This is a genomic window from Methanosarcina baltica, assembly GCF_055394095.1.
Map to the genome: position 1 here is coordinate 656,612 of NZ_AP042463.1, position 16,143 is coordinate 672,754.

Below are 16,143 nucleotides of genomic sequence, written 5' to 3' on the forward strand. Positions count from 1 at the left end.
AGCTCTTAAGTTTCAATCCTTGTTTTAGTGGATCTTGCCCGCGGACATCCCCCCAGAGAAGCCGAGAAGGAAAGGTATAGTAAGTTTCAATCCTTGTTTTAGTGGATCTTGCCCGCGGACTGATCCCTTAATTTTGGAGAATGCATAATATCAAGTTTCAATCCTTGTTTTAGTGGATCTTGCCCGCGGACGTGTCTGAAGAGAGGGCATTAAACCGCCCCCAACGGTTTCAATCCTTGTTTTAGTGGATCTTGCCCGCGGACAGATCAAACTCAGCTTTCAAAGAAGAGCTATTTTTGCCTTGATTTGCCACAAAAATCAGTGGCAAGGAAGATCCGTTAAAAAAAATATTTGTAAGGCCTAAGTTCTAAATTACATTTAAAAAGCCTATTGTATCTGTTTTTTGAAGAAATATCTTTATATACGTAGAACCTAAATTTATATCATGGTTTTTTTAAAACAGAAAATAATCAACGGTAAAAAATACTGGTATATTATTAAAACTGGCAGAATTGATGGAAAAGTGAAAACTATATTTCAGATATATTTAGGCAATGCCGAAAAAATATTTGAAATGAAAAAACAGAGTGAATCATTGCCCTACATGAAACTGAAATCTTTTGAGTACGGCAAACTTGCCGCACTTCTTCATGTGAATGAAGAGCTTGGATTCGTTGACATAGTGAACAAGCACACTATGAAAAAATCAATCGATGGTTTAAGTGTCGGAGAGTATCTTTTACTTGATATAGTGGGGAAATCTCATGGAGTTTTAAGTGAAAACGGTATTGGGGAATGGTTCAAAAAATCGGCCTTATCTTTTAAGTGGAAATTCCCTCATAAATTAAATTGTCAGAATTTTTTGAATCATATGAATTACATTGATTCCGACACAATGAAAAATATTGAAGACGATTTGTGCCGAGTTCTCATCGAAAAAGGACTAACCCCTTCAGTACTGTTTGTGGATGAATCAAACTGGTTCACTTATGCTACCAATTATGATGAAAAAAGTGAATTGCTTCATAAAGGGTATAACAAAAAGCATCGTAAAGACAAAAATCAGGTATCTGTAGCGCTGGCTGCTAATGATTACAACTTACCTTTTATTCACGAGACATATCCAGGAAATGTGCATGATTCAGAGGAATTTTCAGGTCTGGTTGACAAAATAGTAAACCGTCTAACCGAATTGAATATTTGTTCGGAAGACCTTGTTCTTGTTTTTGATAAGGGAAACAATTCAAAGGACAACATTGAAAAAGCAACTTCAAAGATGAATCTTACATTTCGACCCACCCTTGATTTTTCCACTTAATATTGATCCAATAACCATACTTTCTGGTTAATCCAGTAGTTCAACTTATCAAAATAGTTATATTTTCGTCCTTCATTAACCAAATTGTCAGCAAAAAACGTATAGCTACCGCTACAAGTTTACTTAGGTTTAACCTTTTATCCCTTTTGATTTAATAAGATCATCCAGGTTCAAGATTCAATCCCAATAGCCGTAGCAACTTTTGCAAGTGATCGACTTTACCGTTTTTTGCAAAAACTATATGTTTCCCACCCATAGTGATAACATTATGAAAGGAAAGTAACCTCAATAATTTTTCAGCGGTAGGATTTTTCAGGATATTCCTGCCAAAATCGATACGAAGAGGGTCTTTTTCGGTTTTCAAATTATTTCTTGCAATAATCCTCATAAGTACCCTTACTAACAAGGAAACATGCAGCAGCATCAGCAATGCTTCAATACGCTCTGGTTTTTTCAGAAATATACTGTAAAACATAGAAGGTTTTTTCAATTCTTCAAAATTAGTCTCAACGACATATTGACCTTTATATAACTGAAAGATTTTTTTATCATTTTTTGTTTTGGGTAGAACATTTGTAATCAGTACTACCGTTTCCAATGATCGCTTGCGTTTTTCCACTTTTTCTTTGTTTTGTTCAAGGCTTTTGAGTTTTACATGGAATTTACTGATGATTTCAAATATTTCTTGACTCTTTGATGGCCTTCCCCTTGGTCTTTTTATAATTGTTTCTTCCTGGATTTCGAATTTGATATTGAATAATGAGTTTTTATATTTTTTAATGAACTCATCAATTTCTTTCTGTGCATCTGGTTCACAGGAATAAGGGTCTTTAAAATTCTTCTTTATATCTGCTTCAATTATTTCCCTTTGTTTTTTAATCTCATAAACTATCTTTTCATTGTCACCGATGTCCCTATAAACAATCACACGACACTCTTTTTCATGAGCAATTTTATTAAAACTCTGTGCTTCATACTCCATTGCTCTTTTTGATTCTTCATCTTCACAGCAGGCCCCTATGTATTTCCATTTATTCTGAGAATAAGCTTCATTTATTGTCTTTTCTGCAAGTCTTGCACTGAATTTTTCTGGACACCTGGAAATAAAAGTGATTGGATTTGTTTTATCATAAAGAATTTTAAAATTGTTTTTACTGATCAGCTTACAATCTGCTATGAATATTGATTCATCACACATTTTACCAAAGAATTTTCTAAAATTGCGTATTGCATTTGGGATCCAAACAATGTCAGCAGTATTTCCATCAAGTGCTTCTGTATAAAGAGGAAATCCTGAAGAATCTGTGATCATACCACTCATTATTTGTTTTTTATCAGAACGATGAGCTTTGCTATGGCCGTAAGTGACTTTCAGGCCTTCATAATTTTCCTGTTCACATGCCTTATAATCCCCATAGCAAACGTGGGAAGTAGTATCCGCATGAAATACATTATCAAAAGGAATTTTGAATTTTACAAAAGTTTGCAATACAATCATGCTGAAAAGGCTAGAACACCCTGCTTCGTGAATTCGATCCAACAGCAAGCCTAAACAATCATCATTGAAGTAAAAATTGGGATATTCCTTACCAAAAACGAGTTTAGAATCCATGAATTCAACAATTTCTTCGACACTGCACAAAGGATATCGTTTATCTGTTCGAAAAAAAGGAGTTAACACTATACTCAATGCAAGTGTTCCTGGAGAAATTCTCCACTGATCTTGATCCCATCGAATATTGTCATTGATAATGGATTCAAAATTCATTTTATCCAAATAATTTTTGGAGGCCATAACTGTAAATGGGGTCGTTTTTGTCTGTGGAAATTCATTTGCATTCAAGTGTTTTGAAATGTTATTACAGTTGTAGTCCACTTCCATAGAAGATATCGCTTGTATTTTATTAAGAAGTGGAAGTGATTTATTCATCATGTGAATATATATCAATCACGTTTTATAAAAATCGTTTCTTATTTAATAAATTGTTATGAAGGGGAGCTCAAAATACTTATTTAAAAAAGAAATTATGTTTTATTGAAGGGTGGGGTCGAAATACGAGTGAATTTTGTAGGGGCTGTAAAAGCAAATCAGGCAGATGATCTTCTTGAAGTGCCATTATCTAAATATCAATTTTTATATGAAAGCTCAGAAGGCCACAAAATTTATGGCTATCGGACAAAGCATCAGTTTTACGGGACAGAATTTACAACAGTAATTACTTTCAATGAAGGAACTCACAAACTTCAAAAAAGAACTTGTGAGTCAAATATGTCAAAAATAACTGAGAATCTGGAAGACCTACAGAGGAGACTGGAAAGCAACAGAGGAAAAGCAAGAAACAGGAGCAGTGTAGAAAAAGAGGTTGCAGACATTATTATCAAAAAATACAGAAGTATGGTGAAATATGAAATTACTGATGCTCCTGAAGGTAAGAAAAAACCTCAGTTAAAGTTCTGGATTGACGAAGAGAATAAAAATAAGCGCGAAAATTCATTAGGAAAAAATATACTATTTACAGATAAGCACCGTTGGCACACTAAAAAAATTGTGCAAACATACAACAATAAAGGCGCTATAGAGGATGATTTTAAGCTATTGAATGATCACCTGCTTGTCCCTGTGGGACCGGTGTACCACCACAAAGATGAAAATATCAAAGTTCACGTATTTCTGTCTATAATTGGCTTACTTTTCTACAGATATTTAGCCTGGGAGACAAAGAGATATGGTCTTTCTATGAGAAGACTAATTGAAAATTTGTCCGAAATTAGGCTGGCAGTTATCCAGGATAAAGAATCAAATAAGTGTAATATTATTCTGGAAGAGATGAGTACAAAGCAAGCATCATTATTTTCTTTCTTGAACTTGGGTAATTACCTGCCACCCCAATAAAAACGTCATCAGTAGGATTATTCATTCCTTAGGCCCACACAAACAAAGCCGCTTGATAACGGAAAAACATGCATCTTTGAAAGTAAAGTCAAAGTCTCGTTCCCCCCTGCGCCCGCCTTTGGTGTTTCAATCCTTGTTTTAGTGGATCTTGCCCGCGGACAATGCAGACTAAGCCCTGATAAGGAAGCGCTCATTATGTTTCAATCCTTGTTTTAGTGGATCTTGCCCGCGGACCATTCAACCTACTAAGCCCAACCCTTGAAGTAATTTAGTTTCAATCCTTGTTTTAGTGGATCTTGCCCGCGGACCTTTTACAGTTTTTACAATAATGTTTATCTTCGTGTTTCAATCCTTGTTTTAGTGGATCTTGCCCGCGGACTTCAATTGCCGGATACTGCTAAGCTAAGGGAGGAGTTTCAATCCTTGTTTTAGTGGATCTTGCCCGCGGACGTTGAGGTGCGCTATGCTACTCGGCAGCAATTGGAAGTTTCAATCCTTGTTTTAGTGGATCTTGCCCGCGGACTGGATCACTCCGACCAGACAGCAGACGACGGCCTGGAGTTTCAATCCTTGTTTTAGTGGATCTTGCCCGCGGACCCTCCCAGACCCTCAACTTTGAAGAAGTGGATTAGTTTCAATCCTTGTTTTAGTGGATCTTGCCCGCGGACAGTGCGGGCTGAGTTGTCCGGGCTGCGACTATATAAGTTTCAATCCTTGTTTTAGTGGATCTTGCCCGCGGACAACTCGCCCAAATTCTTACAACTGCCGTCACAGGTTTCAATCCTTGTTTTAGTGGATCTTGCCCGCGGACCGACATCATAATGAAACACAGCCGCACACATGGGATGTTTCAATCCTTGTTTTAGTGGATCTTGCCCGCGGACTCCGTATGATCAAAGGCAATGCTCTTGGCATGGTCACGTTTCAATCCTTGTTTTAGTGGATCTTGCCCGCGGACAGATTCGCCGGAGGGAACAACAGCATGATTATCGAGTTTCAATCCTTGTTTTAGTGGATCTTGCCCGCGGACAAGGCGTATAAGGACGCTTTGCGGCAATGGTGCAGTTTCAATCCTTGTTTTAGTGGATCTTGCCCGCGGACGCCCTGACGATGTGGCAAGAAAAGAGATTCTGAAAAGTTTCAATCCTTGTTTTAGTGGATCTTGCCCGCGGACAACTTGAAAAGGAAGTGTGCCTGGTTGACAACGAAAGTTTCAATCCTTGTTTTAGTGGATCTTGCCCGCGGACGCCGGAGAGGTAAACATACTCCCGGTGTTTGAGAGTTTCAATCCTTGTTTTAGTGGATCTTGCCCGCGGACAGGCCGCAAACAGGGCCGGGGCTCCAATATTCTTTATGTTTCAATCCTTGTTTTAGTGGATCTTGCCCGCGGACTAGGCCAGGAGTTCGTCAAGTGTGTCTTTGTCAATTTGGTTTCAATCCTTGTTTTAGTGGATCTTGCCCGCGGACACCTGAGCGACCTGGACCACTGGCTCAAAGAAGGTTTCAATCCTTGTTTTAGTGGATCTTGCCCGCGGACTATTAGATATGTCATCCGGGATCACAAAGCGCAGGTGTTTCAATCCTTGTTTTAGTGGATCTTGCCCGCGGACTTGTGGTAGAGCCCGCCGCCCCGTACTTTTTTTAAGTTTCAATCCTTGTTTTAGTGGATCTTGCCCGCGGACAAATCCTGTCATCTATCAATTCCCTCATTGAGCTCTAGTTTCAATCCTTGTTTTAGTGGATCTTGCCCGCGGACTCCTGCTCTTTGAGAAAGGAAGGAAAGAATCATTAGGTTTCAATCCTTGTTTTAGTGGATCTTGCCCGCGGACATAGCTGAGACGAGCAACCTCCAAACGGTGACTTTGTTTCAATCCTTGTTTTAGTGGATCTTGCCCGCGGACTTTTCCAAAAATGACTATAAGGCTATATATGGGTTTCAATCCTTGTTTTAGTGGATCTTGCCCGCGGACGGGGATAATCTGCAACGCAACCCGGTTATTATCCGGGTTTCAATCCTTGTTTTAGTGGATCTTGCCCGCGGACATGGTGGTTCAGCTCTTTTTATCGTGGGGGAAATCGGTTTCAATCCTTGTTTTAGTGGATCTTGCCCGCGGACACTGCAACTTTCTACCCCTATTTAGGAAAATAAGGTATATTAAACCTTCTTTTTTGGCACCCAAATTCTTGTTGCTTTTTTATCAAACCCTTTATAAAGGGAAGAAAATCGACGTCAAAAATAGCATCAAACACAGATATTTCTATAACAGCAATCTATACACTTTCTTGAGGATCTTGTCGCCTTTGGATACATGCCCTTTTGCATAACGTCCAGCACTTCCTGTACTATTTTCAGGGATTTGTCAAAATCAGATGGTTTGATATCAATTTCTTTGACCAGGTTGTTGCTCCGGGTAAAGCAGATGTATGCACGATTTACCTCTATATTATAATTCTCTCGGATCAGAAGTGCCTGTAAAATTAACTGGTTTTTATACGTTTTGAAGATCTTTTCTTTATACTCCGCAAACTTGTATTCCAGGGGTGCTGCGGTTCCGTCTTCGAGAAAAAGGATTTCATCAACGATGCCTTTTATGTGGTTGCTTTTGGAGGCTATAAATACTTCACTCTCTTTTCTTATACAGTTTAACTTTTTTCTTGTATAATCTCTGTTAGTGAGTTGTCGGGTTTCGTGTACATCCCGACCTTTCAGGACCTTGAAGCGTTTTTCTTCGTGCTGCGGGATGTCGAGACAATACATAAAAAATGTGAAGCGAGGGCAGAAAAGATATTCAAGTACATCTGAAATCGTGATAATTATTTTTTCATTATTTTCTTTTTGAACTTTCTCGGTGGGCTGCATAACTTCCTCAGAAAAATTTAGTAATGATTTCATCACTGACGAGATCTTTGTCAAAAGCCTGCCCAATTAGCTGGACTTTGCTAAATGATTGTTCATCCATTGGGAAAATATACACAGAATCTCGTTCGGTGTCAACAAGTTCTTCGCATTCAACGGCTAAAGAGTCCCTGTCATTGGAGTTCAGGTCTCCTAAAAACACACTTTTCTGAACCCTGTAAAGTCCATAGTTTTTGCAGCGGTCGCTTACCTTCTTACGAGGCTTGTTTTCCGTGATGTCGTATATCACCCAGACGAGCAGATTATCTCCTCCAATTTATGTTCTTGATCTTCTTGATAGATTATTTATTTTTTAATAAGGTCGTTTGCGATCCTATGGCAGTCAAACTGGATAGTGTTCCCAATTTTTATGTTTCTTCCATGATAGGTGATACTTTTCTCAAAAGTTTCGTTCACTGCCGTTATGAGTACGGCTTTTCCTTCTTTGTTAAGTGTCAGGCCACCCGGGATTTCATCAAAAAAGCTTTCTTTGACCTGCTTCTTTGAAAAAAGGTTGAATACACTCCTGTCCACATGGATACGGTACATCTCTATCAGGTCAAATACCAGGGATTTTTTGTTGTAGTTGTCCGTATGATTGAAGCCCACATAAGGGTCAAGTCCCGCTATGATACAGGCTTTTTCGACTTTTGAATAGAGGACCCCGTATCCATAATTCAAAAGACAGTTAAATGAGTCTTTTGCAGGATTTCGGCTTCTTCCCTCGAACCTCCATTTTTCAGGCATAAGGAAGTTAAGAGTTTCAAAATAGTACCTTGAAGCCATTCCCTCCAGTCCCATTATGTTGTTGCGTTTTTCATCAAGAGTACCTTCCAGGTCCTCAAGTTTGGTCTTCAGGGTTTCAACATCATCAATGTAAGCTTCGAGCTCGTCTTTTTGTTCCGGCCGATTCTTTTTAAGGTCCTTTAATAATTGGATCTGGTTCTCAACCTTCTGTATGATCCATCCCTTTGCCAGCTTGAAACCTTCCGGTTCACTTGAAATTTCAAGCTGCCTTCTCCTGATATAAGTCGTACTTCCCAGTTTCGAGTGCCAGACCCGGCCGTAGGGGTCTCCGAAGTTGTCCAGAAAAATAATCTCGACATTGTTGTCTACGGCGAATTTGATCGCATCGGTGCTTATGGTTGCCGAAGTCGTAATCAGTATGCTTTCAACTTTTTTTTCTGAGACTTCAAAGACTTTATCGTCGATTTTGACCAGGAAACAATTGTTTTTTTTCTTCAGGTAAGAACCACGGGTGTTGATTACAAGTTGCATCTTTTCACCGTTCCGAATCCACGAGAAACGGATTTACCAAGGCCGAAGTAGTCAGGAATCAGGAAATTTACCATGAATTCCCCCTTGAATGTGGCAATCTTAACCCCCTTCATTTTTCCAATCCCCGCCTGCACATTCGTTTCACATTTGATCTGTCCCGGGACCATGTATCCAAGGGACTTTGACATTGAGAGAATGTTTCCAACAAGGGTTCTTCTAAGAAGTTCCTTCTGTTCGACAGGGTCTGCTTTTTTATATTTGTTTGTGAAATTTTCCTGATTAAGGGCAAACCAGGGGGTTTCAAACCTGTAGGTGTAGAATTTGTCTGAAAGGCCGAATTCCTCTTCTTTTACGGATATTTTTTTCTCTAATATTTCATAACTGGTTTCAGCCAGCTTTATCCGGTCATATTTGGTATAAATTTCCTGAAGGACTTCTATCCCCTCATTGATCCCAATGACCAGGGGAATTCCCTTCAATATTTTATACTGAACTACTGGATATCTATAAATCACCTTGTCACAATTGTGCTGGTGCAACAGGATATATTCGTTAAACCTCGTAGCAAAAAAACCACGTAATTTTGAGGCATCCACACCTACTTTTTTGTCCGGGACGAGGGTTAAATTGAGTGTTTTTACCTTCATATTTTTCACAAAACCATGCTGGATTTTTGTTCAAAAACAAAGCCGGTATCAGGATCGTAATAATATTCGATCTGTTCAAAAGGAATGTACCCGATATCGAGGTCTTCAGGCTCTTCGCAGAAAAAGTCTTTTTTGGGAACGGAAATTATGTATTCATTATATTTTTTCCTGATTTTTAAATACCTCTCTTTTTTTTCGAAGGGATTTTTAAGGGATTTTATTATGAGGTATTGTTTCCATATTTCAACTGCTTCGGAGTCCATTTCAACATATACGTCTATCTTTTCGTACCCTTTTTTATCATCGATTAATCTGAAATCCGATGAAAGGGTTTTAAATTTAAGCTCGTTAATGTATGACAGTAACTCTTTTGATTCATCTTCACTGGAAGTCGTTTTTACTTTCCTGAAATAACTGTTATTCAGGTCCAGCAGGTCTTTTTCATAAATTACTGAGTCATATTCTTTTAAAACTTCCCTTGTTTTATCCATTAGAAAACTTGAATATATGTATTGATTGAATTCCTTCCGTTCATCCTGAAGGACCACAATCCTCACTTCTCCCCTCTCATTCTTTGAGGAATTCCTGTTACATCTTCCTGCTACCTGGTTTATTGAGTCGAGCGTGGCAAAGTCCCTGTAAACAATATCAACATCTATATCCACACCGGCTTCTATAAGTTGGGTGCTTACAATAATTTTCCGATTGTTTGATTTTTTCTTAATTTCCTTAATTTTATTAAGTCTCACTTTCGGGACTATGTTTGTAGATAAATAATAATAGTCGCTGTTTTCAAACTTCAAATCCTTTAAATGTTTATATACGTCAAGGGAGGTTTTGATGGTATTCAATACAATTAAAAAGTCCTTGTTTGGATTTTCATAAAGTTCCGCTTCAAGGATTACCTTAAACTCATCAAGGTACATCGGGTTCAGGTCAGTTTTCAATTTAATGCGATCAAATTCGCCAAAATATTTATCTTTGTTTTTCACCAGCTCAACAATATCTCCTTTTTCAGGATCAAAAATAAGCGGTTGAGTTGCTGTCACAAAAACAAAATATGTATTTAAGTACTCGGCAAAACCTGAAATAATCTGTTTCAGCATTAACCAGTATTTATGAGGAATAGACTGGACTTCATCAAGTATTACAATAGAATTTGCAATATTGTGAAACTTCCTGAGAGAGCGGTTTTTATTGGATACGATTGTATGAAAAAACTGGACAAAAGTCGTAACAATTATTTCTGAGTTCCAGCCTTCAATTAAAAACAGACTTTTAAGCCCTTCAAACTCTTCGTCCCCCTGCGTTTTGTAAAAAATATCTGCAAGGTGATGATGCTTAAGGAGTATGTCATCCGTAGGGTTTACATTTTCAACGGTTTTAAACACATCTTCGAATACATCGTAATTCTGATCTATTATGCTCAGAAAAGGTAGTGAATATATTATTTTTGCCTTAACTCCGTTTTCTTTTTTTAATCTTTCTTTCAGTTTTAAGGCAAATGAGAGAGAAGTAAGTGTTTTTCCGGAGCCGGTGGGAACATTTATCGAATATACTTTATTCTCAAGGTCCAGTGTTTCAACACTGTCTGTAACTTCCTGATATATGTCGTTGCGTATCTGATTAATTTTATTATCATTCCTGTGGAAACCTTTTATTTTTTTGTATTTGTCCACAAGTTCAGGTGAAATATCTATATCGCTGGAGATCTCAATAGAAGACGCATCAATTTTGTCGGAGTTTATAAGGATCGAATATAGAACCAGTGTAATGAGGTAGTAGCCGGTTAATTGATCATCCCTGACAACCTTTATGAATTTCCGCCGATCTTTTAAAATTTCCTTCATTACCGAATCATATTCATCACAAAAAGTATCTATGTCAGCAGAAAATCCATGTATGTCAGAGGAAAAGCCATAATCACTCAATAATTGTTTGTATATTTCCCCAAGTTCCTGTTTTTCCAGGGAGTCTATCTGAAGGCCGATAATCTTATGGGTATCTTCATCCATTAAATCTCTGATTTCGTCTTCAGCATCTTTCAAGTTCCCATGGTGCCTTTTTACTATAAGGTACCCTAATGTAGGTATAAATTTAAGATTATTTCCATTATTGAGAGTGTTCAAATATTTTTTCAATATGTAATACGTAAAAATCGCAGAAATAAGGCCGTGGTGATATTCTCTTTTATTTTTCAAACTTCGCTGTTTTACTGGATCTGTCTCAAAAAGATAGCTTTGAAAGTATCCGGTCCCTTTCCCAAAATCATGGCAGATCCCTATAAGATACGAAATTTTGACTCAGCTTTCAAAGAAGAGCTATTTTTGCCTTGATTTGCCACAAAAATCAGTGGCAAGGAAGATCCGTTAAAAAAAATATTTGTAAGGCCTAAGTTCTAAATTACATTTAAAAAGCCTATTGTATCTGTTTTTTGAAGAAATATCTTTATATACGTAGAACCTAAATTTATATCATGGTTTTTTTAAAACAGAAAATAATCAACGGTAAAAAATACTGGTATATTATTAAAACTGGCAGAATTGATGGAAAAGTGAAAACTATATTTCAGATATATTTAGGCAATGCCGAAAAAATATTTGAAATGAAAAAACAGAGTGAATCATTGCCCTACATGAAACTGAAATCTTTTGAGTACGGCAAACTTGCCGCACTTCTTCATGTGAATGAAGAGCTTGGATTCGTTGACATAGTGAACAAGCACACTATGAAAAAATCAATCGATGGTTTAAGTGTCGGAGAGTATCTTTTACTTGATATAGTGGGGAAATCTCATGGAGTTTTAAGTGAAAACGGTATTGGGGAATGGTTCAAAAAATCGGCCTTATCTTTTAAGTGGAAATTCCCTCATAAATTAAATTGTCAGAATTTTTTGAATCATATGAATTACATTGATTCCGACACAATGAAAAATATTGAAGACGATTTGTGCCGAGTTCTCATCGAAAAAGGACTAACCCCTTCAGTACTGTTTGTGGATGAATCAAACTGGTTCACTTATGCTACCAATTATGATGAAAAAAGTGAATTGCTTCATAAAGGGTATAACAAAAAGCATCGTAAAGACAAAAATCAGGTATCTGTAGCGCTGGCTGCTAATGATTACAACTTACCTTTTATTCACGAGACATATCCAGGAAATGTGCATGATTCAGAGGAATTTTCAGGTCTGGTTGACAAAATAGTAAACCGTCTAACCGAATTGAATATTTGTTCGGAAGACCTTGTTCTTGTTTTTGATAAGGGAAACAATTCAAAGGACAACATTGAAAAAGCAACTTCAAAGATGAATTTTGTAGGGGCTGTAAAAGCAAATCAGGCAGATGATCTTCTTGAAGTGCCATTATCTAAATATCAATTTTTATATGAAAGCTCAGAAGGCCACAAAATTTATGGCTATCGGACAAAGCATCAGTTTTACGGGACAGAATTTACAACAGTAATTACTTTCAATGAAGGAACTCACAAACTTCAAAAAAGAACTTGTGAGTCAAATATGTCAAAAATAACTGAGAATCTGGAAGACCTACAGAGGAGACTGGAAAGCAACAGAGGAAAAGCAAGAAACAGGAGCAGTGTAGAAAAAGAGGTTGCAGACATTATTATCAAAAAATACAGAAGTATGGTGAAATATGAAATTACTGATGCTCCTGAAGGTAAGAAAAAACCTCAGTTAAAGTTCTGGATTGACGAAGAGAATAAAAATAAGCGCGAAAATTCATTAGGAAAAAATATACTATTTACAGATAAGCACCGTTGGCACACTAAAAAAATTGTGCAAACATACAACAATAAAGGCGCTATAGAGGATGATTTTAAGCTATTGAATGATCACCTGCTTGTCCCTGTGGGACCGGTGTACCACCACAAAGATGAAAATATCAAAGTTCACGTATTTCTGTCTATAATTGGCTTACTTTTCTACAGATATTTAGCCTGGGAGACAAAGAGATATGGTCTTTCTATGAGAAGACTAATTGAAAATTTGTCCGAAATTAGGCTGGCAGTTATCCAGGATAAAGAATCAAATAAGTGTAATATTATTCTGGAAGAGATGAGTACAAAGCAAGCATCATTATTTTCTTTCTTGAACTTGGGTAATTACCTGCCACCCCAATAAAAACGTCATCAGTAGGATTATTCATTCCTTAGGCCCACACAAACAAAGCCGCTTGATAACGGAAAAACATGCATCTTTGAAAGTAAAGTTTGACAAAGATCCCATCATCAAACCCAAATTTGCTTACCGACAGGTTCTTTTCCCCGCCGGTTGATGCAGATTTCGTCCCCACATTGAGTAAATGCCTGTACAGTACCTTCTCTGGATGAGAATAAAGCAGGAAATCACATGAAGATGATTCCTTCTCCATTTTCAAGCCTCCAGACATTATTTACATTCGCAAGAATGCTTTTTGCATTTCTTTCAAACAAGACTTTTCCGTATTCCACAACTTCTCTATTTGAAAGCATCTCAATGGGAATTGTCTCTGAAAAATACTCTTTATCACTTTCGAAATTTATATTTACAAGTTCTCTTTCTGGAATTATTGAATGAATTTCAACTTCAGAATCTGCAAATTCACTTTCTGCTTCCATTTCTCCTATAAATTCATAATTTGCGATGTGTTCACTCAGACCAAGGCACAATGTATATACGGATTTGTGTTCTTTTAAGAACTGGTGAAGCTTATTGTATAGTTCTTCTGATGTGTGTGAAAAATAAATTCTATATTTCACATCTTTCAACACTTCAAATCTTATCTGAGTCCTGTTTTTGATTCTGCTCATCATCTGGGCTTTTTTGGTGTCGATGAGGTTTTCTGCAATTCTGGTCTTCTTGATAGGGTTGATTATTTTCACTGCAATATTTGCCTCATTTTTTGAAAAATGCTGCAGATATTCATCTTTTCCAAGCCCTATTATTGCTCCAACCATTCCGGTAATTGCAGTTCTTGGAGGTATGGAAAAGGAAAGGGGAGATGTTGTAGTATAGTGCTTTCGAAAATGTCCGAATTCTCCCCATACATCGAATACTAACACCTTCATGCTCTCGACTCACATTGTTAATTTCTCGGTGTCGATCCCGGCTTCGTTAAGGCATTTTTCAAGTTCAGTCTTTTCTCCATTATACATGAATACAAGAGAACTGTCTATACAGAACTGAACATTTTCGATTTTGCCACTGTTTTCAGCCAGTTTTTCAACCAGCCGCTGGAGATCTATTCTTACCTGAGTGATATCCCGAATTTCTTCGTCGATCAGGTCAGACTTCAGACTGATCAGGTTATTCAGGTCTCCAATATGATAATTGCCTTCTTTGTAGTTCACTTTAAGCAAGAAACGCGGAATTTGCCCCACCTTTGACCTTGAAATTAGATTTTTGGTCCCGTTCCACATTCCGTCAAGCAGAAGGTCCACATCTTTCTCTGAAAGTTTTGTGTCTTTTGCCGCATTTTCGTTTATTATTCCGTAAAAATTAATCAGAGAATAGGTATCTATTCAGGGTAAGGGTGGCACATTTTCAATCGCCGCATGAAGTGAACTTATAGTAGGTATATTATTCTTTATTAGTGTAGATATGTATCCCCTAATTCTAAAGAAAACATCTGCTCCATGGGGTTTCCTAAAATCTCCCGATATTTTTTGCTGAACTGTTATCATTCTGAGATCTCTTTCTGCTTGGTTGTTACTGAAAGGAACTCTTAGATCCGTAGCAAACCTCAAGATTTCTTTTTCATACTTTGAAAGTCTATCAAGGAGATTTTTTGCATCGCTCTGCGCTTTTCTTCCTCTTTTAACCCCATTGTCTTTCGAGATTTCAGGTGGAGGATTGTCCTCAAATCCTTTCATTAGTATTGACTGATACTTTTCTTTAAAGGTCTTGAGCGTATCTTCATCTATTTGTATGCCCTGTTTTCTGGCAAAGTCTGCGCATTTTTTAATTTCATATAGGAGATCAGACATCTCCTCAGCCCACACTTGCTTGAATATGTTATAAATGTCTTTAAGTTCTCTTTGAATGTGGACATTACATGCCGCATGTTCACATTTGTATTTAAAATAGGGTTTCCAGAAATCGTGGACTATAATTCCTCTATATTTAGGCAACACTCCCATTTTATTCATTGCTTTTGATCCTCGACTCCTATTATGGAAATAGTATGTATATTTTTTTGTAGAGATTAAATGGCAGTATTCCCCTTGACCACCAACGTCGATTCCAGTTTCATCACCATGGATGACATTTTCTTTTATCAGTTGCTTCTTGATGTGGTTTGTAGCACCTTTCAACTTGTGAAATAACTTATTTTCTGCCCTAATTATTGTACCAACGCTTATATCAAATCCAAAGGCATCTTTAAATAATTTCTTGATTCGGTCATAGGGAATCAATTGGTAGTTTCGGAGGTAAATTGCAATTGTTAAAACCATATTGCCATATTGGACAGGTTTTGTAATTGATTTCGGAAAAGCAGCTTTGTTTTTGCGGTTACAATAAGGACATTTTTTGATCTCAGCACGATGTTCGGTCACTTTACGCCTTACAATTATTTCAAATTCTTGTCTCTTCTCGTAATTTATAACTTCAATCTTCTCAATGTTACAACCACAATGTTCACATTTATGTAGCTTATAAATGATTGTTTTATCAGGATTTTTAATCATCCTTAATGTAGAACCAGGATGCCCTTTTTGGCCGCCAGGACGTCTAAAACTTCCTTTTTGTGAACCTTTTGATTGAGGTATTTTATCAGTAGAATTGTTAGTAGAGGGAAGTCGATTTCTTTTTTGGTTTTGGTTATTCTTTTTTAGGCGAGATTCTAACTCATTAAGTCTTTCTCGAAGTTCGGTGTTTTCGGATTCAAGATTTTCATATCGAGATTCAAGCTCTTCGTGTCGAGATCCAAGATCTTCATACCGAGATTCAAGCTCTTCGTGTCGAGATCCAAGATCTTCATACCGAGATCCAAGATCTTCATACCGAGACTCAAGATCCTCAATATATGAAACAATGGATTCAGGGTCTGAACGGCATTGAGTAAGAATCTCTTCACATTTCATAAACCTCATTCCAAAATCCGATGATTTT

At 37.3% G+C, this 16,143-nt stretch carries 11 protein-coding genes, 2 pseudogenes and 2 CRISPR repeat arrays (1 of these 15 running past the window's edge); of the genes and pseudogenes, 3 read left to right on the plus strand and 10 right to left on the minus strand.

Annotated features, from left to right (window positions below; translation table 11 throughout):
- A CRISPR array of direct repeats spans nt 1–263; the repeat unit is 37 nt; unit sequence GTTTCAATCCTTGTTTTAGTGGATCTTGCCCGCGGAC; it begins 6,979 nt to the left of the window's first position.
- A 182-nt stretch (nt 264–445) separates the two neighbouring features.
- A pseudogene (locus ACZ5QV_RS02860) lies at nt 446–1,282 on the plus strand (IS1634 family transposase); the annotation flags it as partial.
- A 196-nt stretch (nt 1,283–1,478) separates the two neighbouring features.
- On the opposite strand, the gene ACZ5QV_RS02865 reads toward ACZ5QV_RS02860, so the two are convergent.
- A complete protein-coding gene (locus ACZ5QV_RS02865) occupies nt 1,479–3,251 on the minus strand; it encodes an IS1634 family transposase (RefSeq protein WP_464600267.1) in 1,773 nt (590 codons plus the stop codon).
- A 114-nt stretch (nt 3,252–3,365) separates the two neighbouring features.
- On the opposite strand from ACZ5QV_RS02865, the pseudogene ACZ5QV_RS02870 reads away from it, so the two are divergent.
- Nucleotides 3,366–4,211 (plus strand): annotated as a pseudogene (locus tag ACZ5QV_RS02870) (IS1634 family transposase); the annotation flags it as partial.
- Between the two features lie 123 nt (nt 4,212–4,334).
- Nucleotides 4,335–6,327: direct repeats of the CRISPR family, unit length 37 nt; unit sequence GTTTCAATCCTTGTTTTAGTGGATCTTGCCCGCGGAC.
- A gap of 126 nt (nt 6,328–6,453) precedes the next feature.
- Here ACZ5QV_RS02870 and cas4 read toward each other — a convergent pair.
- The 5 genes from cas4 to cas3 are packed head-to-tail and all read right to left on the minus strand — an operon-like array spanning nt 6,454 to nt 11,329.
- On the minus strand, nt 6,454–7,071 hold the full coding sequence (gene cas4, locus ACZ5QV_RS02875; RefSeq protein WP_464601137.1) for a CRISPR-associated protein Cas4: 618 nt from the start codon (nt 7,069–7,071) through the stop codon (nt 6,454–6,456).
- Between the two features lie 7 nt (nt 7,072–7,078).
- Nucleotides 7,079–7,357 (minus strand): CRISPR-associated endonuclease Cas2, encoded by a 279-nt coding sequence (cas2, locus tag ACZ5QV_RS02880; protein ID WP_464601138.1) that lies wholly within the window; start codon nt 7,355–7,357, stop codon nt 7,079–7,081.
- A 56-nt stretch (nt 7,358–7,413) separates the two neighbouring features.
- Nucleotides 7,414–8,385, minus strand: a complete 972-nt coding sequence (cas1, locus tag ACZ5QV_RS02885) for a CRISPR-associated endonuclease Cas1 (protein ID WP_464601139.1) — start codon at nt 8,383–8,385, stop codon at nt 7,414–7,416.
- A complete protein-coding gene (locus ACZ5QV_RS02890; protein ID WP_464601140.1) occupies nt 8,373–9,032 on the minus strand; it encodes a CRISPR-associated endonuclease Cas6 in 660 nt (219 codons plus the stop codon). The genes cas1 and ACZ5QV_RS02890 overlap by 13 nt, the downstream gene beginning before the upstream one ends.
- A 5-nt stretch (nt 9,033–9,037) precedes the next feature.
- On the minus strand, nt 9,038–11,329 hold the full coding sequence (cas3, locus tag ACZ5QV_RS02895; protein ID WP_464602016.1) for a CRISPR-associated helicase Cas3': 2,292 nt from the start codon (nt 11,327–11,329) through the stop codon (nt 9,038–9,040).
- A gap of 179 nt (nt 11,330–11,508) precedes the next feature.
- Between cas3 and ACZ5QV_RS02900 the strand changes: the two genes are divergently transcribed.
- Nucleotides 11,509–13,173: an IS1634 family transposase gene (locus ACZ5QV_RS02900; RefSeq protein WP_464599431.1), complete on the plus strand. Its 1,665-nt coding sequence runs from the start codon at nt 11,509–11,511 to the stop codon at nt 13,171–13,173.
- Between the two features lie 28 nt (nt 13,174–13,201).
- Here the strand turns inward: ACZ5QV_RS02900 and ACZ5QV_RS02905 are convergent, their stop codons facing one another.
- Genes ACZ5QV_RS02905 through tnpC form a run of 4 tightly spaced genes read right to left on the minus strand, consistent with a single transcriptional unit; the run spans nt 13,202 to nt 16,115 of the window.
- Nucleotides 13,202–13,423 carry a hypothetical protein gene (locus tag ACZ5QV_RS02905; RefSeq protein WP_464601141.1) on the minus strand — a complete coding sequence of 74 codons (222 nt, stop codon included), beginning with the start codon at nt 13,421–13,423 and terminating at the stop codon, nt 13,202–13,204.
- Nucleotides 13,398–14,099: a type I-B CRISPR-associated protein Cas5b gene (gene cas5b, locus ACZ5QV_RS02910; RefSeq protein ID WP_464601142.1), complete on the minus strand. Its 702-nt coding sequence runs from the start codon at nt 14,097–14,099 to the stop codon at nt 13,398–13,400. Before cas5b ends, ACZ5QV_RS02905 begins: the two co-directional genes overlap by 26 nt.
- A gap of 9 nt (nt 14,100–14,108) precedes the next feature.
- Entirely contained in the window at nt 14,109–14,552 is a 444-nt protein-coding gene (locus tag ACZ5QV_RS02915; protein ID WP_464602017.1) for a type I CRISPR-associated protein Cas7, read from the minus strand.
- Nucleotides 14,553–16,115: an IS66 family transposase gene (tnpC, locus tag ACZ5QV_RS02920; protein ID WP_464599444.1), complete on the minus strand. Its 1,563-nt coding sequence runs from the start codon at nt 16,113–16,115 to the stop codon at nt 14,553–14,555.
- Between the last annotated feature and the right edge of the window lie 28 nt (nt 16,116–16,143).